This window comes from Romboutsia lituseburensis DSM 797 (assembly GCF_900103615.1).
Lineage (GTDB): Bacteria > Bacillota > Clostridia > Peptostreptococcales > Peptostreptococcaceae > Romboutsia_F > Romboutsia_F lituseburensis.
Map to the genome: position 1 here is coordinate 52,281 of NZ_FNGW01000003.1, position 21,079 is coordinate 73,359.

General features: G+C 27.0%; 20 protein-coding genes. 16 read left to right on the forward strand and 4 right to left on the reverse strand.

The window, feature by feature from the left end:
* Positions 1-31: 31 nt before the first annotated feature.
* Positions 32-463 (reverse strand): hypothetical protein, encoded by a 432-nt coding sequence (locus BLP75_RS06055; RefSeq protein ID WP_092724759.1) that lies wholly within the window; start codon positions 461-463, stop codon positions 32-34.
* A 156-nt stretch (positions 464-619) separates the two neighbouring features.
* Between BLP75_RS06055 and BLP75_RS06060 the strand changes: the two genes are divergently transcribed.
* Entirely contained in the window at positions 620-1,294 is a 675-nt protein-coding gene (locus BLP75_RS06060) for a hypothetical protein (RefSeq protein ID WP_092724760.1), read from the forward strand.
* A 489-nt stretch (positions 1,295-1,783) separates the two neighbouring features.
* Here BLP75_RS06060 and pdxT read toward each other — a convergent pair whose 3' ends face one another.
* Both pdxT and pdxS read right to left on the reverse strand, forming a co-directional pair.
* Positions 1,784-2,356, reverse strand: coding sequence for a pyridoxal 5'-phosphate synthase glutaminase subunit PdxT (gene pdxT / locus BLP75_RS06065; protein WP_092724761.1), 573 nt, complete (start codon positions 2,354-2,356; stop codon positions 1,784-1,786).
* A 1-nt stretch (position 2,357) separates the two neighbouring features.
* Positions 2,358-3,236, reverse strand: coding sequence for a pyridoxal 5'-phosphate synthase lyase subunit PdxS (gene pdxS / locus BLP75_RS06070; RefSeq protein WP_092724762.1), 879 nt, complete (start codon positions 3,234-3,236; stop codon positions 2,358-2,360).
* A 550-nt stretch (positions 3,237-3,786) separates the two neighbouring features.
* On the opposite strand from pdxS, the gene BLP75_RS06075 reads away from it, so the two are divergent.
* The 11 genes from BLP75_RS06075 (at position 3,787) to BLP75_RS06125 (ending at position 17,017) form a co-directional block, all read left to right on the forward strand.
* On the forward strand, positions 3,787-4,569 hold the full coding sequence (locus BLP75_RS06075; RefSeq protein ID WP_092724763.1) for an amino acid ABC transporter substrate-binding protein: 783 nt from the start codon (positions 3,787-3,789) through the stop codon (positions 4,567-4,569).
* A 21-nt stretch (positions 4,570-4,590) separates the two neighbouring features.
* A complete protein-coding gene (locus tag BLP75_RS06080) occupies positions 4,591-5,202 on the forward strand; it encodes an amino acid ABC transporter permease (protein WP_092724764.1) in 612 nt (203 codons plus the stop codon).
* A gap of 11 nt (positions 5,203-5,213) precedes the next feature.
* Complete coding sequence (locus BLP75_RS06085; protein WP_092724765.1) at positions 5,214-5,840, forward strand: amino acid ABC transporter ATP-binding protein; 627 nt, start codon at positions 5,214-5,216, stop codon at positions 5,838-5,840.
* Between the two features lie 51 nt (positions 5,841-5,891).
* Positions 5,892-7,538 carry a M20/M25/M40 family metallo-hydrolase gene (locus BLP75_RS06090; protein ID WP_092724766.1) on the forward strand — a complete coding sequence of 549 codons (1,647 nt, stop codon included), beginning with the start codon at positions 5,892-5,894 and terminating at the stop codon, positions 7,536-7,538.
* A 202-nt stretch (positions 7,539-7,740) separates the two neighbouring features.
* On the forward strand, positions 7,741-9,471 hold the full coding sequence (kdpA, locus tag BLP75_RS06095; protein ID WP_092724767.1) for a potassium-transporting ATPase subunit KdpA: 1,731 nt from the start codon (positions 7,741-7,743) through the stop codon (positions 9,469-9,471).
* A 42-nt stretch (positions 9,472-9,513) separates the two neighbouring features.
* Positions 9,514-11,580: a potassium-transporting ATPase subunit KdpB gene (kdpB, locus tag BLP75_RS06100; protein WP_092724768.1), complete on the forward strand. Its 2,067-nt coding sequence runs from the start codon at positions 9,514-9,516 to the stop codon at positions 11,578-11,580.
* Positions 11,581-11,592: 12 nt separating this feature from the next.
* Positions 11,593-12,174, forward strand: coding sequence for a potassium-transporting ATPase subunit KdpC (gene kdpC / locus BLP75_RS06105; RefSeq protein WP_092724769.1), 582 nt, complete (start codon positions 11,593-11,595; stop codon positions 12,172-12,174).
* Between the two features lie 18 nt (positions 12,175-12,192).
* Complete coding sequence (locus BLP75_RS06110) at positions 12,193-14,175, forward strand: DUF4118 domain-containing protein (RefSeq protein WP_092724770.1); 1,983 nt, start codon at positions 12,193-12,195, stop codon at positions 14,173-14,175.
* A gap of 145 nt (positions 14,176-14,320) precedes the next feature.
* The gene (locus tag BLP75_RS06115; protein WP_092724771.1) at positions 14,321-14,713 is read left to right on the forward strand and encodes a tetratricopeptide repeat protein; all 393 of its coding nucleotides are present in this window, start codon (positions 14,321-14,323) and stop codon (positions 14,711-14,713) included.
* An 18-nt stretch (positions 14,714-14,731) separates the two neighbouring features.
* Complete coding sequence (locus tag BLP75_RS06120) at positions 14,732-16,318, forward strand: ATP-binding protein (RefSeq protein ID WP_092724772.1); 1,587 nt, start codon at positions 14,732-14,734, stop codon at positions 16,316-16,318.
* Entirely contained in the window at positions 16,319-17,017 is a 699-nt protein-coding gene (locus BLP75_RS06125) for a response regulator (RefSeq protein ID WP_092724773.1), read from the forward strand.
* A gap of 94 nt (positions 17,018-17,111) precedes the next feature.
* Here the strand turns inward: BLP75_RS06125 and BLP75_RS06130 are convergent, their stop codons facing one another.
* Entirely contained in the window at positions 17,112-17,627 is a 516-nt protein-coding gene (locus BLP75_RS06130) for a nitroreductase family protein (protein ID WP_092724774.1), read from the reverse strand.
* A 185-nt stretch (positions 17,628-17,812) separates the two neighbouring features.
* Between BLP75_RS06130 and BLP75_RS06135 the strand changes: the two genes are divergently transcribed.
* The 4 genes from BLP75_RS06135 (at position 17,813) to BLP75_RS06145 (ending at position 20,994) form a co-directional block, all read left to right on the forward strand.
* On the forward strand, positions 17,813-18,370 hold the full coding sequence (locus BLP75_RS06135; RefSeq protein WP_092724775.1) for a biotin transporter BioY: 558 nt from the start codon (positions 17,813-17,815) through the stop codon (positions 18,368-18,370).
* A gap of 204 nt (positions 18,371-18,574) precedes the next feature.
* The gene (locus tag BLP75_RS06140; RefSeq protein ID WP_092724776.1) at positions 18,575-19,135 is read left to right on the forward strand and encodes an accessory gene regulator B family protein; all 561 of its coding nucleotides are present in this window, start codon (positions 18,575-18,577) and stop codon (positions 19,133-19,135) included.
* A 13-nt stretch (positions 19,136-19,148) separates the two neighbouring features.
* Positions 19,149-19,277: a hypothetical protein gene (locus BLP75_RS18490; protein WP_270940329.1), complete on the forward strand. Its 129-nt coding sequence runs from the start codon at positions 19,149-19,151 to the stop codon at positions 19,275-19,277.
* 208 nt (positions 19,278-19,485) lie between these two features.
* Complete coding sequence (locus BLP75_RS06145) at positions 19,486-20,994, forward strand: thiol-activated cytolysin family protein (RefSeq protein ID WP_092724777.1); 1,509 nt, start codon at positions 19,486-19,488, stop codon at positions 20,992-20,994.
* Positions 20,995-21,079 lie beyond the last annotated feature (85 nt).

Consider the following 21,079-nt stretch of genomic DNA (forward strand, 5'->3'; position numbering starts at 1 on the left):
AAACGTATCTAGTGTTTTTTACTAAATGATTTTATATAAAATTATTATAATTATTTACTATAGAATTTGTATTTAAATCAAATACTACATAATTTCCAACTGATATTTGATCTAAGTATTCAAGAATTATTGGATTAATAGTTATATAAATGATAGGGTGACTCAAATAAACATTTTCAAATGGAGAAAGCTTTATATGAAATCCATTGTCTACTAAACTTATATTTATTTTATTAAGGTTATTGATAGCGTTAATAGTTTGAGATTTTATATCAAATAATTGTAAAGTAGAATTATCTATAATCGTTATAAATTCATCTATATTAATTTCTAAATTAAAATCTTTATTATTTTCACTATTTAATTTAAACATTTTATGTATAACATAATAAAAAAAATTTTTTTCTAAATCTGGCAATTTAGTTGGTGAATTATATATTATTTTTGGCAAATAAATTTTCATCTATATACCTCCTTATTTAGTGTTTATGATGAATGTAATTATAGATAAAAAATGAAATAAAAGCAAGATATTATTATTTTATAGAAATTATAGGAAAAATTACTTATAATAAGGCTAGCAGTTTATTAAAAATTTAAAAAGTTAGAGGTAATACTTATGAACAAAAAGACGTTGGTAACAGGTATTTTGGTAATGACAGTAGTTTTAATAGGTGGATATATTTTTATGAAACCTACAGATGTTAAAAAAATAAAAGAAGATAACCATAAAGTAGAAGAAGTTATAGAAACAAAAGAAGCTAATAGTACAATAGAATTTTTAAGGAAAGTACATGGATTAAAAGTTGAAAATGTAGAACTAATAGATAATCCAGTTGGATTTGAAGGTTCATTTTTAGCACCAAAAGAATCTATTAAAAATGGAATAGACCACTTTTTAAAGGAAAGTAAGAATGAAAAAATAAGCAAACTTAATATAGATATAGGCGATGGATACATAAAAGCAATAGTGGACTATAATATAACTAAAAATATAGTTACTCCAATTGAGTTTAAGATTAAGCCTTCACTAAATAAAAATAAAGACTTAGTTTTAAATATTGATGAAGTTAAATTTTTAGACTTAAAAGTATCTAAGTGGATAGTAAACATCGGTATTAATAATTTTGTAAAAGACTGGTTTTCAGAAGAAAGTGATATTGTCGTAGCGTTTAATGATGGAAATGTAATTATAGATAAAAGTAATTTTAAATCAGTTACCTTAAATAATATATCAATAGATTCAGCAAAATTAAAATTAGATATGATAATAAATTTAGAAAGAATGATTTAGTTTATTAAAATGCTTATATTAAATTGTATAAAGAAAAAAGACAGGTTTCCGATACCTGTCTCAAATATAAGCATATTATAAAAATTTAATTAGATTAATGTCTTAGCATATAGTGGATTTTATATGTAAGTATATAATTTATGATATATAAATTATATCCAATATTACAGTATATATACAACTATTTTATATATTTTATAAAAAAAATATAAAATAAGGTATTTTATATTGATTTTAATAAATATTTTAATAATAAAATAAAGAAATTTATGGGAATAACAAAGAATTACAAAATTCGACATAAGGTTTGTTGTATTATATAGATGTTGATAAAACATTAAGGGATGTAAAAATAATAAGTAAATAATCAAAGTAGGGGAACTAAATTGGTTCGGAAAAAACTAAAAGGATAACGTTTAGTTCAATTAATATAAATAAAAGACAAGTTGAGGGGCTTGTCTTTTATTTATATATTAATAAAGCTATGTCTTAAATATTAGAAGAAACCATATCTAAAAAATATTTATGAACTCTATAATCATCTGTTAGCTCTGGATGAAAAGATGTAACGAGCATGTTTTCTTCTTTTGCTGCAACTATTTTATTATCTACAACTGATAAAACTTCAACATTTTTTCCTACACTTTGGATAAAGGGAGCTCTAATAAATACCATATTTATATCATCACCAATATATTTCATATTAGAATAAGTATTAAAACTTCCTAATTGCCTACCATACCCATTTCTTATTACCTTTATATTCATTTCGCATAAATATTTATCATCCTGACTTTCAATATCTTTAGCAAGTAAAATCATACCAGCGCAAGTGCCCCATACAGGAAGTTTATTATGTATTTTATCTTTTAATATATTATATATATCTAAAGTTTTTATAAGCTTTCCGATGCTAGTGCTTTCACCACCGGGTATAATAAGTCCATCTAAATTATCAAAGTCTTTTTTATATCTAACTTCAAATGCATTGACACCCAAAGTTTTTAAGATATTAATATGTTCTTTATAAGCACCTTGCATTGCTAATATTCCTATATTCATATTACCAACCTCTAACTGCTAATTTTTCATTGTCATTAAGACTTGATACTGACATTCCACTCATAGCGCCACCTAAGTCTTCTGAAATTTGTGCTAATTGCTTAGGATTATTAAAGTTAGCAACAGCTTTAACTATGGCTTCAGCTCTTTTCTCGGGATTATCTGATTTAAATATTCCTGATCCTACAAATACGCCGTCACATCCTAATTGCATCATAAGGGCAGCATCTGCTGGTGTTGCAATTCCACCTGCAGCGAAGTTTACTACTGGTAAAGAGTTATGGTCATGAACGTATTTTACTAAATCAAAAGGTGCTCCCATTTCTTTAGCCGCATTCATAAGCTCTTCTTCACCCATTGATACAACTTTTCTTATGTCAGAAGTCATAGTTCTCATATGAGTTACAGCTTCAACAACATCACCTGTTCCAGCTTCACCTTTAGTTCTGATCATTGCAGCTCCTTCACCAATTCTTCTTAAGGCTTCACCTAAATTTCTAGCACCACACACAAATGGAACTTCAAATTTTGACTTATCTATATGATATACATTATCAGCTGGTGTTAAAACTTCACTTTCATCTATATAATCTACTTCTAAAGCTTCAAGTATTTGAGCTTCTACGAAATGACCTATTCTAACTTTAGCCATAACAGGTATAGTCACAGCTTCTTGAATTTCCTTTATCATTTTAGGATCAGACATTCTAGCAACTCCACCATCACGTCTTATATCAGAAGGAACTCTTTCAAGTGCCATTACTGCACATGCACCTGCATTTTGAGCTATTATTGCTTCTTTAGGATTTGTAACATCCATTATTACTCCACCTTTTAGCATTTGAGCTAAATTTTTATTTAATACATATCTACTATTCATAAATTTATCCCCCTTGTATTTTGTTTGACTTGTTTCTAAAAAAATAGTAGTACACTTTTAAAATCACAGCAATACAATTTATAAAAAAAGGAACTTAAAAGTAAATGTATGGATACAATGAAGGTCTTGAATTTATTAAATATAGAAATTGTATGTAATACAATAAAAAATAATATGAAAAATATAATTAGTAAATTAAAAAAATATAAGATTTATCTTAATTAAATTTTAGAATAATAGTTGACTTATAAAAGAAACTATATTAAGATTAAACCTAAATAAAAAAAGAAAAACATTAAAAAACGAGGAGGAATGGTGTTATGATTAAATTAAATACAACAAATAAAAAAGCAAACATAAAATTAAATCATCATCACCATCATAGAACCAAGGGATTGTAGTATGAAAATTAATTCATAGATACAAGCCCTTTTAGTGCTATTAAAAAGGCTTGTATCTATGGTGGTATATAAACAACAAATTATAAACCATATAGGTATAAAGCCTATATGGTTTTTTTTCGTTTATTACAAAATTAAGGAGGAGAGTTATGAAGAAGATATTAAAAATTTTAAAGGTAATGTTATTAGTTTTAGCGATTTTACTAATAAGTGTGGGTTGCACAAAAAAAGAAAAAATTGAAAATGAAGTAGTTATAGGTTTTGATAATACATATTTTCCAATGGGATATATGAATGAAAATGGAGATACTGTAGGCTTTGATATTGATTTAGCAAAAGAAACCTTTAAAAGATTGAATATGAAGGTTAGTTTTCAACCTATTGACTGGTCTATGAAAGAAACTGAGCTAAGAGCAAAAAATATAGATGCAATCTGGAATGGATACAGCCTTACAGAAGAAAGAAAAAAAATAGTAACATACACAGAACCGTATATGAAAAACAAACAATTAATAGTAGTATTGAAAGATTCAAGTATAAAAAATAAAAGAGATTTAAAAGGAAGTATATTAGGAACACAACAAGGATCCGCTGGACTTGAAGCCATAGAAAAAGATAAAAAATTATTGAATAGTTTATCTAATAAAGAACCAATACTTTACGATACTTTCGATAAAGTATTTAGAGATTTAAATGCGAAAAGAATTGATGCATTAGTAGCTGATGAAACATTAGCAAAATACTATATAAATAAAACTGGCAGAGAAAAATACAACATTTTAGATGAAAATCTCGGTGAAGAAGATTATGTTGTTGCATTTAGTAAAGATAACATTGAACTTTGTGATAAAGTTAATAAAATCTTAAGAGAAATAAAGAAAGATAAAGTATTTAATGAAATATACCAAAAATGGTTTGGACAAAATAATTAAATTTAATAAAGGAGAAAACATATGTTACAGGGATTAAGTATTACAATATCAGTATTTTTAATGACATTAATAATATCAATTCCACTTGGAATTTTTATAACTTTTTTTAGATTATCTAAAAATCAATTAATAAGTAGATTAGCAAAGACTTATATACTTATTATAAGAGGAACACCATTACTTTTACAGCTTATATTCATATTCTTTGGACTTCCACTATTAGGAATCGTATTTGATAGATATACAGCTGCAATAATAGCATTTTCATTAAATTATGCAGCATATTTTGCAGAAATATTTAGAGGTGGTATAAATACTATAGACAAAGGCCAATATGAAGGTGCTTTAGTATTAGGATTTAGCAAGTTTGATATGTATAAAAAAATAATAGTCCCTCAAGTAATAAAAAATATACTTCCAGCTATGTCAAATGAGATAATTACCCTTATAAAGGATACAGCAATAGTATATACAATAGGACTGAATGATATTTTGAGGATAGCTCAAATTAAACAAAACCAACAAGCTAGTTTAATTCCTTTAATACAAGCAGGACTTGTATATATTATAATAATTGCAGTATTAACTCAAATATTTAAACAAATAGAAAAAAGATATTCATATTATAGATAGGAGATATTAGTATGTTAAAAGTCAATAAATTAAATAAATCTTTTGGAGAAAATAAAGTACTTAATGATATATCTTTTGAGTTGAAAAGTGGTGAAATAGGGGTACTACTTGGAAAATCAGGTACTGGAAAAACTACTATATTAAGATGTATAAATGGGTTAGAAGAATTTGATAGAGGAGAAATAACAGTTGATGATATTTCTATAAAAAATGTAAAAGATATTAACAAAATTAGAAATAAAACAGGAATGGTTTTTCAAAATTTTAATTTATTTCCTCATATGTCGGTTTTAGAAAATATTATCCAAGCCCCTATAAGTGTAGCTAAAATTTCAAAAGAAGAAGCCGTAAATACTGCAAAAAAATTATTAAAACTTGTAGACTTAGAAGATAAGATAAACTCTTACCCTTTTGAACTATCTGGAGGTCAAAAACAAAGAGTTGCAATAGCTAGAGCTTGCGCATTAACACCTAAGGTTCTTTGCTTTGATGAGCCAACATCAGCACTAGATGCAGAGTCTATAAAAAAAGTGATAAATATAATAAATGAACTTAAAAATAAAAAAATAGCAATTCTCATAATAACTCATGACATAGGATTTGCTAATGAAATAGGTGATAAAATTATAAACATTTGATATAATTTTTTTGTATATTAATAAATATTTATACAGGGAGAAGGGATAGATATGTATGCAGGAAAAGAAGAATTATTAAATTTAACAATAGAACTTGTGGGGATAAAAAGTGTATCTGGGACTAGTGATGAAGCTTATGTTTCAAATTTTGTATATCAAAAACTAAAAGAATTAGATTATTATAAAGAAAATCCAAATCATTTATTTATTCAGCCTATCAATGATGAACTTAATAGATCATTTGTATGTGCACTTATGAAATCTAAAAAAAAGACTTCAAAAACGATTTTAACAATAGCACATATAGATACTGCGGATATTGAAAATGCTGGAATATTAAAAGAATATATATTAAGTCCATATGAGTACACAGATAAGCTTAAAGAACATATAGATTTATTAGATGAAGATGCTAAAAAAGATCTTCTAAGTGGAGATTGGTTATTTGGCAGAGGCATAATGGATATGAAAATGGGACTTGCTATGCAAATGCAACTTATAAAAGAATATAGTAAAAGAAATGATTTTGAAGGAAATTTATTATTAATAGCAGTACCAGATGAAGAATCAAATTCAAAGGGGGCAATAAGTGCTATACCTTTTATAAATAAAATAATAAAAGAGAATAATTTAAGCCCAGTAGCGGTAATTAATTCAGAGCCAGATTTTGGAGCTTATCCGGGTGATGACAATAAGTACATATATACAGGGTCTTGTGGGAAGTTACTTCCGGGCATTTTTATAGTAGGTAAAGAGGTTCATGTTGGAGAAAGCTTATGTGGATTAAATCCAAATTTAATAGGTGCTGAAATACTTTCAAGATTAGATTTTAATACAAGTTTTTGCGAAAATATAGATAATGAAAATACAATGCCACCAACTTGTTTAAAGTATGAAGATACTAAAGAAGTATATAATATTCAAATGCCTCAATCAGCGATAATGTATTATAACTTGCAAACACTACATTCTAATCCAAAAGATATTATATTAAAATTAAAAGATATCTGTAAAGAAGCTAGTGATGATGTTATTAGAAAGGTAAAAAAAGCTAAGCTAGAATACAAAAAGTTGTCTAAATCAACTATAAAAGAAGAGGATTTAGAAATTAAGATTTATACTTTTGATGAAATTTATAATAAAATTTATAATGAAAAAGGAGAAGTATTTAAAGATACTATAAGTGAAAAAATAAATGAACTTTTAAAAAATTTGGATTTAGATGAAAGGGATATAAGTTGTGAAATAGTAAAAGAAGTTTGTAAATTTGCTAAAAGTGAAGAACCATTTTTAATTATATTTTTTGCACCACCTTATTATCCTCATGTTGGGATAGATAAAGAGGATGAAAGATCTAAAAAGATTTTAAATGTAGTAGACAATGTCATAAAAAGAGCTAAAGAAAATTATAATATAGATATTAAAACTCAAAAGTATTTTAAAGGATTATCTGATTTAAGTTATTTTGCACTTCAAGATGGAGAGGAAGTTATAAAATACTTAAAACCTAATATGCCATGTTTAGGATATAAGTATAACTTACCATTAGAAGAAATAAAAAAACTAAATGTACCTGTACTAAATTACGGACCTCATGGTAAAGATCCTCATAAATTTACTGAAAGAATCCTTGTTGATTATTCTTTTGAAATAGTTCCAGAGCTTGTAAGATATATGATAGAAGAATTAATTAAATAAGACAAAAAAAGATATAGTTGATTATAACTATATCTTTTTTTGTCTTATTTAAAAATAATTTATAACTGATATAAAAATATAATAATCTTTACACAATCTTTATATTTATAAAAATTACTTAATACCACCTTAATGCCATAACCGATAAGATTATCATAAACATAAATAATATAATGCATGTTTATATTAAGGAGGAAATGGAATGAGTAGTATTGTTTTACAATGTGTATTTTTTATTTTACTAGTTATTATACTAGCAAAGCCATTAGGGCATTATATGGCTAAAGTATTCAATAATGAGAGAGTATTTTTAAGTAAAATTTGTATGCCAATAGAAAAGTTTATATACAAAATATTAAAGGTTAATTCAAAGCAAGGAATGAATTGGAAAGAGTATTTTTTTAGTGTAATCAGCTTTAGTATTATTTCATTAGTATTCGTTATAATAATTCAGTTAGTACAGCAAATACTTCCACTAAACCCAGAAAAGTTGCAATCTATAAATTGGGATTTAGCATTTAATACAGCTGTAAGCTTTGTCACTAATACTAACTGGCAGGCATATAGTGGGGAATCTACTTTAAGTTATTTAACTCAAATGTTAGGTTTAACGGTACAAAACTTTGTATCTGCAGGTGTTGGGATATGTGTTTTATTAGTTTTAATAAGAGGATTTATAAGAACTAAAAATAAAAATATAGGTAATTTTTGGGTAGATTTAACTAAATCTATTTTATACATTTTATTACCGCTATCATTAGTACTTGCAATATTTTTGACAACACAAGGTGTTGTTCAGAATTTTAATCCATATCAAGAAGCATATACTATAGGACAAACGATTGATGGATCGGCAAAGCAAATAATACCAGGTGGGCCTGCAGCTAGTCAAATCGCTATAAAACAACTAGGAACAAATGGTGGCGGATTTTTTGGAACAAATTCGGCCTATCCACTAGAAAACCCAACTATAGGATCAAATATAGCTCAAGTAGTATCAATAATACTAATACCAGCTGCTTTATGTTTTACTTTTGGTGAAATGGTGAAAGACAAAAGACAAGGAAAAACACTACTTGCATCTATGTTGATTATTTTCATAATATCATTATCATCTTCTATGTATTTTGAGTACAAAGCAACACCAGAGCTTGCAAACAATAATTATATAAATACTCAAATTGGCAAGAATCAATCTGGTGGAAATATGGAGGGAAAAGAAGTAAGATTTGGAGTAACAAATTCAGTTATATGGGGTGTAACTACAACATCAGCATCAAATGGTTCAGTAAACTCTATGCATGATTCTTATACACCACTGGGTGGAATGATTTTAATGTTACTTATGCAACTTGGAGAAATAATATTTGGTGGTGTGGGGTCAGGTCTTTATGGAATGCTTGCATTTGCAATACTTACAGTATTTATTGCAGGTCTTATGGTAGGTAGAACTCCAGAATATCTAGGTAAGAAGATAGAACCATTTGAAATGAAAATGGCATCTATTTTAATTATAGCTACACCAGTATTAGTATTATTAGGCACAGCTGTTGTTTGCTTACTTCCAAATATAAGCATCTTGCTAAATAACAATGGTGCTCATGGCTTTTCAGAGATATTGTATGCATTAAGTTCAACAGGAAATAACAATGGTAGCGCCTTTGCAGGATTTAGTGCAAATAATGTATTTATAAATTTATTGACAGCTATAGCTATGATATTAGCACGTTTTATTCCTATAGGATTAACTTTAGCAATAGCAGGTTCCTTAGCTCAGAAAAAGATACTTCCTACTAGTGCAGGTACTCTTCAAACTAATAATATAATGTTTGTAGGATTATTAGTGGGAGTTATATTAATGATAGGAGCGCTTAGTTTTTTACCAGCATTAGCATTAGGTCCAATAGCAGAGCATCTTAGTATGATGTTTTAAATATAGAATGAATTCAGTTTTATAAAGAGAAGGGGAATAAATATGAGTAGTAATAAAAATAAAGATTTTATAAGTAAAGAAATGCTTATACAAGCTCTTAAAGATTCCTTTAAGAAGCTTAGTTTAAAAACACAGATAAAAAATCCTGTAATGTTTGTGGTATATCTAGGTTCTATAATAACTACATTAATATATTTTATGTCATTTTTTAAAGATACTAAAGAAAATCAATTATTTACGCTTCTAATAACTATATTTTTATGGTTTACTGTTTTATTTGCAAACTTTGCAGAAGCAATAGCAGAGGGCAGAGGGAAAGCTCAAGCTAAAAGTTTAAGAGCTGCAAAAAAAGATGTAATGGCAAAAAAATTAAAGCAAAAAGATAAAGATTCGGAGTTTGAAATGATAAATTCAAGTAGTTTAAGGAAAGGAGATATAGTATTAGTTGAAGTAAATGAACAAATACCAGGTGATGGAGATGTAATAGAAGGTGTTGCATCTGTTGATGAAAGTGCTATAACAGGCGAAAGTGCCCCTGTTATAAGAGAATCTGGAGGAGATAGATGTGCAGTAACTGGAGGTACAGTTGTAGTCTCAGATTATTTAATAATAGAAATAACATCCTCACCAGGAGAAAGTTTTTTAGACAAAATGATAGCAATGGTCGAAGGATCTAAAAGAAAGAAAACGCCAAATGAAATAGCTCTTCAAACATTACTTATAGCACTTACTACAATATTTGTAGTAGTAACAGTAACACTTTATCCATTTAGCTACTTTGCAGTAAATCAAAATAAAGTAGGTGAAGTAGTTTCAGTAACATCTTTAATAGCATTGTTAGTTTGCTTAGCTCCAACTACAATAGGAGCACTACTTTCATCAATCGGTATTGCAGGTATGAGTAGATTAAACAGAAAAAATGTTCTTGCTACATCAGGAAGAGCTATAGAAGCGGCTGGAGACGTAGATGTATTACTTTTAGATAAAACAGGAACTATAACTTTTGGTAATAGAGCTGCTAGCGAATTTATTCCTTTAAGTGGGGTAGATAAATTAGAATTAGCAGATTGTGCTCAGTTAAGTTCTTTACCAGATGAAACACCTGAGGGTAGAAGTATAGTAGTTCTTGCAAAAAATTTATATGGACTAAGAGGAAGAGATTTTGCATCTTTAGATGCAGAGTTTGTACCATTTTCTGCTAAAACCAGAATGAGTGGTATAAATACTTCAAAACATAAAATAAGAAAGGGTGCAGCATCAGCAATAAAATTATTTGTAGAAAATTTAGGAGGCAATTATCCTAAAGAATGTGATGTAATTGTTGAAGAGGTATCTAAAAAAGGCGGGACACCACTTGTAGTTTGTAAAGATGAAAGAGTTCTAGGTGTAATATATCTTAAAGATATACTAAAATCAGGAGTTGCAGAAAAATTTAGTGATTTAAGAAAAATGGGAATTAAAACAGTAATGATAACAGGAGATAATCCATTAACAGCAGCAGCAATTGCTGCAGAAGCTGGAGTAGACGATTTTTTAGCAGAGGCAACTCCAGAAGGCAAGATGAATTTAATTCATGAGTATCAAAGAAAAGGTCATTTAGTAGCAATGACTGGAGATGGAAGTAATGATGCCCCAGCTCTTGCACAAGCAGATGTAGCAGTTGCTATGAATACAGGTACACAGGCGGCTAAAGAAGCAGGTAACATGGTAGATTTAGATTCTAGTCCAACTAAGCTTATTGAAATTGTGAAAATAGGTAAGCAATTACTTATGACTAGAGGAGCTTTAACAACTTTTAGTATTTCAAATGATATAGCGAAATACTTTGCTATAATACCTCCTTTATTTATAGGTATATACCCAGAGTTAAACAAATTAAATATAATGAATTTAAGTAGTCCTCAAAGTGCTATATTATCAGCTGTTATATACAATGCGTTTGTAATAATAGCATTAATACCATTATCTCTTAAAGGAGTTAAATATGAAGAATTACCAGCAGATAAATTGCTTAGAAAGAACATATTAATTTATGGTTTAGGAGGAATTATAACTCCATTTATAGCTATAAAAATTATAGATTTAATAGTTTCAATATTTTTAAGTTAAGGAGAGTAAATTATGAAAGTTATAAGTTATATAAAAAGAGCAAGTTTAATACTTTTAATCATGACAGCTATAACTGGGGTAGCATACCCCTTAGCTGTAACTGCATTTGCACAGGTATTTGTAAACCATAAGGCTAATGGAAGTATAATATATCAAGATAATAAACCAGTAGGTTCAAAATATATAGGTCAAAGTTTTACATCACTAGATAAATTTTGGTCAAGACCATCATCTACAAGTGATTATCCATATAATTCAATGGCATCGACAGGGAGTAATAAAACTCCAACTGGTAAAGATTATGAAAAAATTTTGAAAGAGAGAATTGATTATATCAAAGCTAATAACCCAGACAAAGATACTAAAATACCAGTGGATTTAGTTACTGCGTCAGCAAGTGGACTTGATCCAGACATATCGCTAGAATCTGCAAAATATCAAATAGATAGAGTATCTAAATACTCTAATATATCAAAAGATAAAATAAACAATCTTATAGATAAGCATACTGAAAAGAAACTTTTAGGTATATTTGGAGAAGAAAAAGTAAATGTATTAGAACTTAACCTAGATCTTGATAAGTTGAAAAAATAATTAAATTGGGGGGATAGCATGGATAGACCAGACCCAAAGAGTTTATTAGCTAAAGTAAATACAGAAGAAAAAAAAAATAAAAAAGGACAATTAAAAATATTTTTTGGGTATGCAGCAGGTGTTGGGAAAACTTACTCTATGTTAGAATCAGCACAAAGTCTAAAAAAATCAGGAATAGATGTAGTAGTAGGATATATTGAGCCACATACAAGACCTGAAACACTCGCACTTTTAGATGGATTAGAGATAATTGAACTTAAGATTATACAATATAAATCTATAGAATTAAAAGAATTTGATTTAGATAAAGCTCTAAAAAGAAATCCTCAAGTAATATTAGTAGATGAATTTGCTCATACAAATGCTAAAGGTGTAAGACATAATAAAAGGTGGCAAGATATAGAAGAAATTTTAGCATCAGGAATAGATGTGTATACAACTGTTAATGTACAACATTTGGAAAGTTTAAATGATATAGTAGAGATTATAACTAATGTAAGTGTTAAAGAAACTATACCAGATAAATTTCTAGACAATACAACCCAGTTAGAACTAATAGATATTGAACCTGATGCATTACTTGAGAGATTTAATGATGGAAAGATATATAAATTAGAGCAAGCTAAAAGAGCGCAGGAAAATTTTTTTATCAAAGATAATTTAATAGCTCTAAGAGAAATAGCGCTTAGAAAAACAGCTGAAAAAGTTAATAAAGAAGTAGAAATAACTAGATTATCAAAAGGTGAAGTTGCTGTAGTTCCAACTTGTGAGACTCTTCTTGCATGTATATCACCATCACCATCATCCACGAAGGTAATAAGAACTGCATCAAGAATTGCAAGTTCAAACGTATCTAATTGGATAGTTTTATATATAGAAAATCCGAATTTAAAATTAGATAAATCTCAAAAAAAACAATTAAACATAAATATATCCTTGGCTAAGGAATTGGGCGCAGAGGTTATAATATCTCATGGAGAAGATGTAGTTGAACAAATATTAAGATTTTCAAAAATGAGAAATGTAACAAAAATAGTTATAGGTAAAAATCACTATAAAAACAAAAAATTTTATCAGATGTTAAAAAGAGATTTAGTTGATAGATTGATAGATGAAGTAGAATATATAGATGTGCATGTAATTCCATATAAAAAAGGTTCGATAAAATCTTATGAAAATAAAAAAGAAAAATCCTTTTTATCAAGATTTAAAATTAGTAAAGTAGATTTTTTAAAATTAGCCTTAATAACACTCTTTACAACTTTTCTAGTTAATATAATTTATAAGTTAGGATTTAGTAAAGACAATATACTATTAATATTTATGCTAGGTGTTGTTTTAGTATCAACATTTACTAAAGGATATAGTACAGGTATTGTAAGTTCTATAGTTAATATATTAATAGTTAATTTTTTATTTACAAGTCCTATTTATACATTAAATATAGATAATCCTAGTTATATAATAACACTAATAGTGTTTAGTGTAGTAGGTATAATAACATCTACTTTAACATCTAGAATACAACAGCAGATGGAGATTTATTGTAAAAGAGAAGGTGATGCTCAAATGCTTTATCAAATAAGTAGAAGCTTTTCTAGATTGTTTATAAAAGAAGATATAATAAACAAAGGGCTAGACCTTTTATTTATTAGTTTAAATAGATCAATTATTTGCTATGTACCTAAAAATGAAAAGGAATTAAAAAGCCAATCTAAATTTATAAATAGTACAGATAGTATTTTAAATGATAAAGATGAGAAAGCTGTTGCAAATTGGGTATTTACAAATGCATCTGTAGCGGGAAATAATACAAATACACTTCCAGGAGCCAAAGGATATTATATGCCTATAGTTGGAATTGAATCAACCCTAGGAGTAATTGGTATAGACTGTGAAGAAAAAAAATTAAATAATGAAGAAATATGTGTGATAGAAGCTATAATAGCACAGATGTCTATTGCACTAGATAGAGAAAAAAGAGTTATAAAAAAAATATAACTCTTTTTTTATATTAATATTATATAATATAATGTAAAATATTAACAAAATCTTTATACTCAACAGTATATATTTATGCGATATTTATTTTGAAATTGATATTATATTATTAAAGCATTAATTTCAAAATAAAGGAGAAATATTTATGTTAGAACAATATTTAAGTAGAAATAATTATGAAGAATGTATAAAAAGTGCTATTTATAATTTGAAAATAGATAACTTAGATAAGGCAATGAATTATTTACATGATGCCTTATGTCAAAATGGTTCATCAGGTGAAGTTCATAACTTATTAGGAATATTGTATGAAAAAAAAGGAGATTTAAACTTAGCAGCTAAACACTACAGGGCGTCTAGTGATTTAGACCCAACATTGCAAGCATCTAATATAAACCTAGAAAGAGTAACTTCATATAAGTATATGTATATAGAAGAGAATATTGATTATGGAGAATTTAAAGCAATATATAAACCCTGTTACAAAATTGTTTATGATAGCCTTAATATAGGGAGGCTTAAAAAGAATCAAAAATAAAGTTTTGGAGATGATTAAATGAAAAAATTAAATATAGAAAAGGAAGGATTATATGATTATGATAGGATAGAAGGTCGAAGGCTATTAAATAAGGAAAAATTAATTATAAATTTATTAAAATCAACATTTATAATGACATTAACTATATTAGTGTCATTTATTTTTTATAATATGAATTTAAATGAAGCAACAATTATACTTATATATATACTAGGTGTTTTTTTTATATCAATTACGACGGAAGGTTATTTTTTTGGAATAGTTGCATCTATAATAAGTGTTTTATCCTTTAATTTTTTATTTACAGAGCCATATTATACATTACTGGCATATAGAGCTGATTATCCTATAACATTTTTTATAATGCTTATAGTAGCAATAATAACTAGCACTCTAACGTCTAATGTAAAGGAAGAGGCTATGATTGCAAATTTAAGAGAAAAAAGAATAGAAGCACTTTATAGAAGTAATAGAAAACTACTTCAAGCTGAAAATAAAAAACAGGTGACAGACTTTTCGGGTGAAAGTCTAGTTGAAATTTTAAATAAAGATGTGATGATTTGCTTGGCTAAAGATAATATATTAGAAGAAGAAAATATATATTATAAAAAAAATACTAAAATTAAAGATATGTTTATTTCATATATAGATAAAGAAGCTATGAAGTATTCTTTTAATCAAAAAATACCGTGTGGGTTAGGGACTAATTATTATAAAAATATAAAAAATTACTACTATCCAATAAAAGGCCAAAATAAAATAATAGGTATAATAGGCATAAATTTAAATGATGAAAATCACTTAACAAATACAGAAAATATTTTGCTTGAATCCATATCTGTTCAAATAGCTTTAGCTATTGAAAGAGAAAATCTTTTTGAAAAAAATAGAAAGGTTAGCTTAGAAGCAGAAAGAGAAAGATTAAGAGGAAACTTATTAAGGTCAATATCACATGATTTAAGAACTCCTTTAACTAGCATATTGGGTTCAGTATCAACTATAATAGATAATGATGAAGTATTAGATAGTGAAATAAAAAAAGAACTTCTTAAAAATGTATATGATGATACTGTTTGGTTAAGTCAATCATTTGAAAATATATTAAGTATGACTAGAATAGATGAAGGTAGATTAGAATTAAATAAAAAGATTGAAATAGTGGATGAAATAGTAGTTGAAGCGATTTCTAGAGTTAAAAAATTTTCTAAAAGTCATAATATAAATTTATCATTACCAGATGATATAATACTTATAAATGCAGATGGATTATTAATTGAGCAAGTATTAGTAAATTTAATTCAAAATGCAGTTAGATATACTCCTAAAAATTCTACTATTGACATAAAAATAGTAAGAGAGAGTAATTATATAGTATTTGAAATAGAGGATAATGGGTGTGGAATATCAAAAGAAAATATAGAAAATATTTTTGAAAGATTTTATACAAAAACCAAAGCAAACCAAGGAGAGCAAAGAGGAATAGGTTTAGGTTTAGCTATATGCAAGTCAATAATAGAAGCGCATGATGGAGATATATGTGTTTTTAATAATAATTTAGGTGGAGCAACATTTAGATTTAGTTTGCCAGCAAGAGGAGAGGTATAAATGGAGATAAAGCCATTAGTTTTAATTGTAGAAGATGACAAACCTATTTGTAAGTTTATAAAAGTATCATTAGAGACGCAAAATTACAAATGTATAGAAACTGAGTCAGGAAGCCATGCAGTTTCATTAGTTTGCTCTATGAACCCAGATATTATAATATTAGACCTTGGACTTCCAGATATAGATGGTATTGAAGTAATAGAAAAAATAAGAGATAAGACTAACGCAAAAATAATAGTAGTATCAGCAAGGGACAGGGATAGAGATAAAGTTGAAGCCTTAGATAAAGGTGCTGATGACTATTTAACAAAACCTTTTAGCGTACCGGAATTACTTGCAAGAATAAGGGTAGGGCTTAGAAATATTAATAAACATGCAGATAATTGTGAAGAAATTTCTAATTTTAAATTAAAAGAATTAGAGATTGATTTTGAAAAACACAAAGTATATATAAGAGGAGAATCAATACACTTAACACCAATAGAATACAAATTGTTAGAGCTAATGTCAAAATATAGAGGTAGAGTGCTTACTCATCGATTTATAATAAAAGAAATTTGGGGTAGTTATTGTGAGAATGAAACGCAGTCATTAAGAGTTTTTATGGCAAGTATAAGGCGAAAAATAGAAATAGACCCTGCACAACCAGAATATATAATTACAGAAGTTGGTGTTGGGTATAGATTAGTAGATGAATAGAAAGTGAGGGATATCCCTCACTTTTTTATAATGTAAGGGGGTTAGTCACTAAAACCTAAAGAGTAGGCTTTACATAGTATAAAAATTTAAAAATTTAGAATTTATTAAAATGAATTTTAGAACAATCTAAATCAGACTCATTGTAGCTATTTTTAGATTCATCTTTGTATCCTATAGAAAATAACGCTAATACTCCAAATTTATCTGGGATATTTAATATGCTTTTCACTTTATTTTCAGAGCTTCCATTTTCACTTTCTCGATTTCTTACTTGTATCCAGCAAGAACCAAGACCTAAAGCCTCTGCTTGTAGTGAAAGTATAGTAGCTGCAATAGATGAGTCTTCGATCCAAACATCACTAACTTCAGTATTAGCAATAATAGCTATAGCCATAGGGGCAGTATTAAGACCTAAAGTACCCATTGTTTTGCAACTTGATAATTTATTTATGGTTTCTTTTTCCTCTATTACTATAAATTCAAGAGGTTTTTTGTTCATAGAAGATGGAGCTAGTAATACTGACTTAAGTAGTCTCTCTAATTTGTTTTTCTCTATTGGTTTATCTTTATATTTTCTAATACTTCTCCTTTGCTTTAATAAATCTAGCATACAAAAATCCTTTCTGTTTCAAATTTATTTGTATAACAAAATTATAGCAACAAATTAAATAGATTTCCATTAAGAGAAATAAAATATTGAATTAAATGAAATGTAAACTTTAGCTAATAAAAAAGTTTACCTAAAGAAAAAAATGTAGTAAAATTAAAAAGAAAAATATTTTATGAGGTGAGGTTATGAAAACAAAAGAACTATCAATGGTTGCACTTTTTGCAGCTTTAACAGCTGTAGGTGCATTTATAAATATTCCACTACCGTATGTGCCATTTACATTGCAATTTATGTTTTGTGCATTTGCTGGAATATTTTTAGGCTCTAAATTAGGAATGTTATCGCAACTATTATATGTATGTATAGGACTTATAGGAATTCCTATTTTTACACAAGGGGGAGGAATTGGATATATATTTAAGCCGACATTTGGATATCTTATAGGTTTTATAATTGCAGCATTTATAATTGGAAGGTTAACTGAAAATAAGGAAAATTTAAATATAAAAAATATATTATCAGCTGTATTGACTGGTTTATTTTGTGTATATCTCATAGGAGTTCCGTATTTATATTTTATAAATAAGTTTTATTTAGGTAATCCATATACTGTATATTTAGCTATTCTTTATGGTTTTATAATGTGTATAGGTGGAGATTTGCTATTAAGTTTAGCTATAGCTGCAGTAGGTTCAAAAATAATACCCATATTAAAAAAATTAGGATATATAAGATATAAGTAAAGTACATATAGAAAAAACATCTTAACTTTATGTTTAAGATGTTTTTTTATTAAAAAATGAATTTTATGAATTAAATGAAAATTTAAATTTTATATTAAAAAATAATGAAAATGTCGTAATTTATATTAAAAAACATTTTTTAGAAGAATACAAAAAATGTTATAATTATATAAAAGATAATAAAAGTGAAGACATAGGTAAAATATGATTAGACAAAAAATGAAAAAATTTACAGGAGATATTTGTGAGTATAATGGATACTCACAACAGCAAAGAGAAGAAATTGAATATACCTTTAGAATATTTATATTTGAAATACTAAAAATTTTTATTCTAGTTGGGGTGTTCTCGTTCAGTGGATATTTTAGAGAAATACTATGTATAGTTTTAACTATGAGTTTGACTAAACCTTTTACTGGAGGATATCATGAAAATTCACAGATTAAGTGCCTAGTAGTTACAATGATTATATCTATAATAATTATTATTTTAGCTATAAATAATAATTTAAATATAATAAGTATTGTATTACTTAATCTTATAAATATTTTTAGTATTTATCACCAAGCACCTATAATAAACGATAATATGCCTTTAACAAGAAATGATTTAATAATCAGAAATAAAGTATTAGCATTGTTAAGTTCGAGTATATTATTTTTAGTTTCCTTAATTTTATATAATAAGGGAATATATAGCAGCATTATAACATGGACATTATTTATAAATTCATGTCTTATGTTTAATAAAAAACACAAAGTTTGAGGAGGTAAATAGCATGAAACTAAAAAAAATAATAGGTGGATTAATGTGTTTATTATCAGTAGTTATGATAGACTCAGGTGCAGCATCTATGCTATTAGTGGGAACAGAAGAAATGCCACAATCAATGAAAGACAAAAGATAAATATAGTTTTAAAAACATAATTTAGATTAATAAAATAGTCATTATGAATTTATTTAAATAAGTTATATTAGCTTAAATAAAATAGATTTAAGTTGGCTATTTTTTATATATAAACAAGTTGGGCAATATAAAAATATATTATTTGGAAAATATAGGTTAAAGAAAATAAATTTATGCCGTATTATTTGAAATATAAGGGGGTGAATTTATGCAACAAATTTTAAAATTTAAAAAATTAAGATTGCTAAGTGTTGTTATAATTGTTTTATGTATGTGTACAAGTGTATTTATAAGTTTTGCAAATCCTCAAAGTAATAGTGAAGAAATAGACTTAGGGATAAGCAATCTAAAGTATAATAAAAAGGAAGTTTTAGCAGTTAACGGTGATAGCATAGAAAGTATTATTCCAAAAGAAGGAATAAAATCAAATAATAAATTTGTAGTAGTTGAAAGAAGTAAAAAATCACTTACAACATCACCAGTTGATATCTCAATAATCGATTCAATAACAGATCGAACATATCCAGGTGCCTTACAATTAGCAGATGAGGACTTTGTTGACAACAAGCCTAATTTACTAATGTGTAAAAGAAAGCCAATAGATATAAGTATAGATCTGCCAGGTCTTAAAAAAGATAACACAATGACAGTAAAAAATCCAACATATGCAAATGTATCATCAAGTGTAGATGAATTAGTATCTAATTGGAGTGAAAAACACTCTCAAACTCATACATTACCAGCAAGAACTCAATATACAGAGTCTATGGTTTATAGTAAATCTCAAATAGCTAGTGCACTTAATGTAAATGCAAAAGTTTTAGATAATTCTTTAGGTATAGATTTTAATGCTGTGTCAAATGGAGAAAAAAAAGTAATGATTGCAGCATATAAACAAATTTTTTATACTGTAAGTGCTCAACTACCTAATAATCCATCAGAGTTATTTGATGATAGTGTAACTTTTAAAGAGTTAACTCGTAAAGGTGTAAGTAATGAAACACCACCGCTTATGGTATCAAATGTAGCATATGGTAGAACTATATATGTAAAATTAGAAACAACATCTAAAAGCAAAGATGTACAATCTGCATTTAAATGTCTTATAAAAGGAAATGATGTAAATAGTAAGCAAGAATACAAAGATATTTTTGAGAATAGTTCATTTACAGCAGTAGTACTTGGAGGAGATTCAAAAGAACATAATAAAATAATAACAAAAGATTTTGATGAAATTCGAAATGTAATTAAGGAAAATGCAGAATTTAGTTTAAAAAATCCTGCATATCCAATATCATATACAAGTACTTTTTTAAAGGATAATTCAATTGCAGCTGTACATAATAAAACAGATTATATAGAAACTACAACTACAGAGTATTCTAAAGGTAAAATTAATTTAGATCATAGTGGAGCATATGTAGCTCAGTTTGATGTTTCATGGGATGAGTTTAATTACGACGAGAATGGAAATGAAATCTTAACTCATAAAACATGGAGTGGAAATAACAGAGATAAAACAGCTCATTTCTCAACAACAATACCAATTGAAGCTAATACAAAGAATATTAAAATCCTTGCGAGAGAATGTACAGGACTTGCTTGGGAATGGTGGAGAACTATTATAGATGAAAGAAATGTTCCTTTAGCAAATGAAATAAATGCTTCAATATGGGGTACTACTTTATATCCAAGAACTAGTTTAACATATCAATAGAACATAAAATAATTATAAACAATCTAACAATACGAGATTTAGTTAACTTTAAAGAGCATCTTAGTAAAATTTAATTACTAAGATG

Excerpts from the sequence above, each read along its gene's own strand:
- BLP75_RS06135 (WP_092724775.1), top strand. The coding sequence starts at position 17,813 with ATGAAAACAAAAGAACTATCAATGGTTGCACTTTTTGCAGCTTTAACA.
- BLP75_RS06060 (WP_092724760.1), top strand. The coding sequence starts at position 620 with ATGAACAAAAAGACGTTGGTAACAGGTATTTTGGTAATGACAGTAGTT.
- BLP75_RS06090 (WP_092724766.1), top strand. The coding sequence starts at position 5,892 with ATGTATGCAGGAAAAGAAGAATTATTAAATTTAACAATAGAACTTGTG.
- BLP75_RS06125 (WP_092724773.1), top strand. The coding sequence starts at position 16,319 with ATGGAGATAAAGCCATTAGTTTTAATTGTAGAAGATGACAAACCTATT.
- BLP75_RS06055 (WP_092724759.1), bottom strand. The coding sequence starts at position 463 with ATGAAAATTTATTTGCCAAAAATAATATATAATTCACCAACTAAATTG.
- BLP75_RS06145 (WP_092724777.1), top strand. The coding sequence starts at position 19,486 with ATGCAACAAATTTTAAAATTTAAAAAATTAAGATTGCTAAGTGTTGTT.
- pdxS (WP_092724762.1), bottom strand. The coding sequence starts at position 3,236 with ATGAATAGTAGATATGTATTAAATAAAAATTTAGCTCAAATGCTAAAA.
- BLP75_RS06140 (WP_092724776.1), top strand. The coding sequence starts at position 18,575 with ATGATTAGACAAAAAATGAAAAAATTTACAGGAGATATTTGTGAGTAT.
- kdpC (WP_092724769.1), top strand. The coding sequence starts at position 11,593 with ATGAAAGTTATAAGTTATATAAAAAGAGCAAGTTTAATACTTTTAATC.
- pdxT (WP_092724761.1), bottom strand. The coding sequence starts at position 2,356 with ATGAATATAGGAATATTAGCAATGCAAGGTGCTTATAAAGAACATATT.
- BLP75_RS06115 (WP_092724771.1), top strand. The coding sequence starts at position 14,321 with ATGTTAGAACAATATTTAAGTAGAAATAATTATGAAGAATGTATAAAA.
- kdpA (WP_092724767.1), top strand. The coding sequence starts at position 7,741 with ATGAGTAGTATTGTTTTACAATGTGTATTTTTTATTTTACTAGTTATT.
- BLP75_RS06080 (WP_092724764.1), top strand. The coding sequence starts at position 4,591 with ATGTTACAGGGATTAAGTATTACAATATCAGTATTTTTAATGACATTA.
- BLP75_RS06110 (WP_092724770.1), top strand. The coding sequence starts at position 12,193 with ATGGATAGACCAGACCCAAAGAGTTTATTAGCTAAAGTAAATACAGAA.
- BLP75_RS18490 (WP_270940329.1), top strand. The coding sequence starts at position 19,149 with ATGAAACTAAAAAAAATAATAGGTGGATTAATGTGTTTATTATCAGTA.
- BLP75_RS06130 (WP_092724774.1), bottom strand. The coding sequence starts at position 17,627 with ATGCTAGATTTATTAAAGCAAAGGAGAAGTATTAGAAAATATAAAGAT.
- BLP75_RS06085 (WP_092724765.1), top strand. The coding sequence starts at position 5,214 with ATGTTAAAAGTCAATAAATTAAATAAATCTTTTGGAGAAAATAAAGTA.
- BLP75_RS06075 (WP_092724763.1), top strand. The coding sequence starts at position 3,787 with ATGAAGAAGATATTAAAAATTTTAAAGGTAATGTTATTAGTTTTAGCG.
- kdpB (WP_092724768.1), top strand. The coding sequence starts at position 9,514 with ATGAGTAGTAATAAAAATAAAGATTTTATAAGTAAAGAAATGCTTATA.
- BLP75_RS06120 (WP_092724772.1), top strand. The coding sequence starts at position 14,732 with ATGAAAAAATTAAATATAGAAAAGGAAGGATTATATGATTATGATAGG.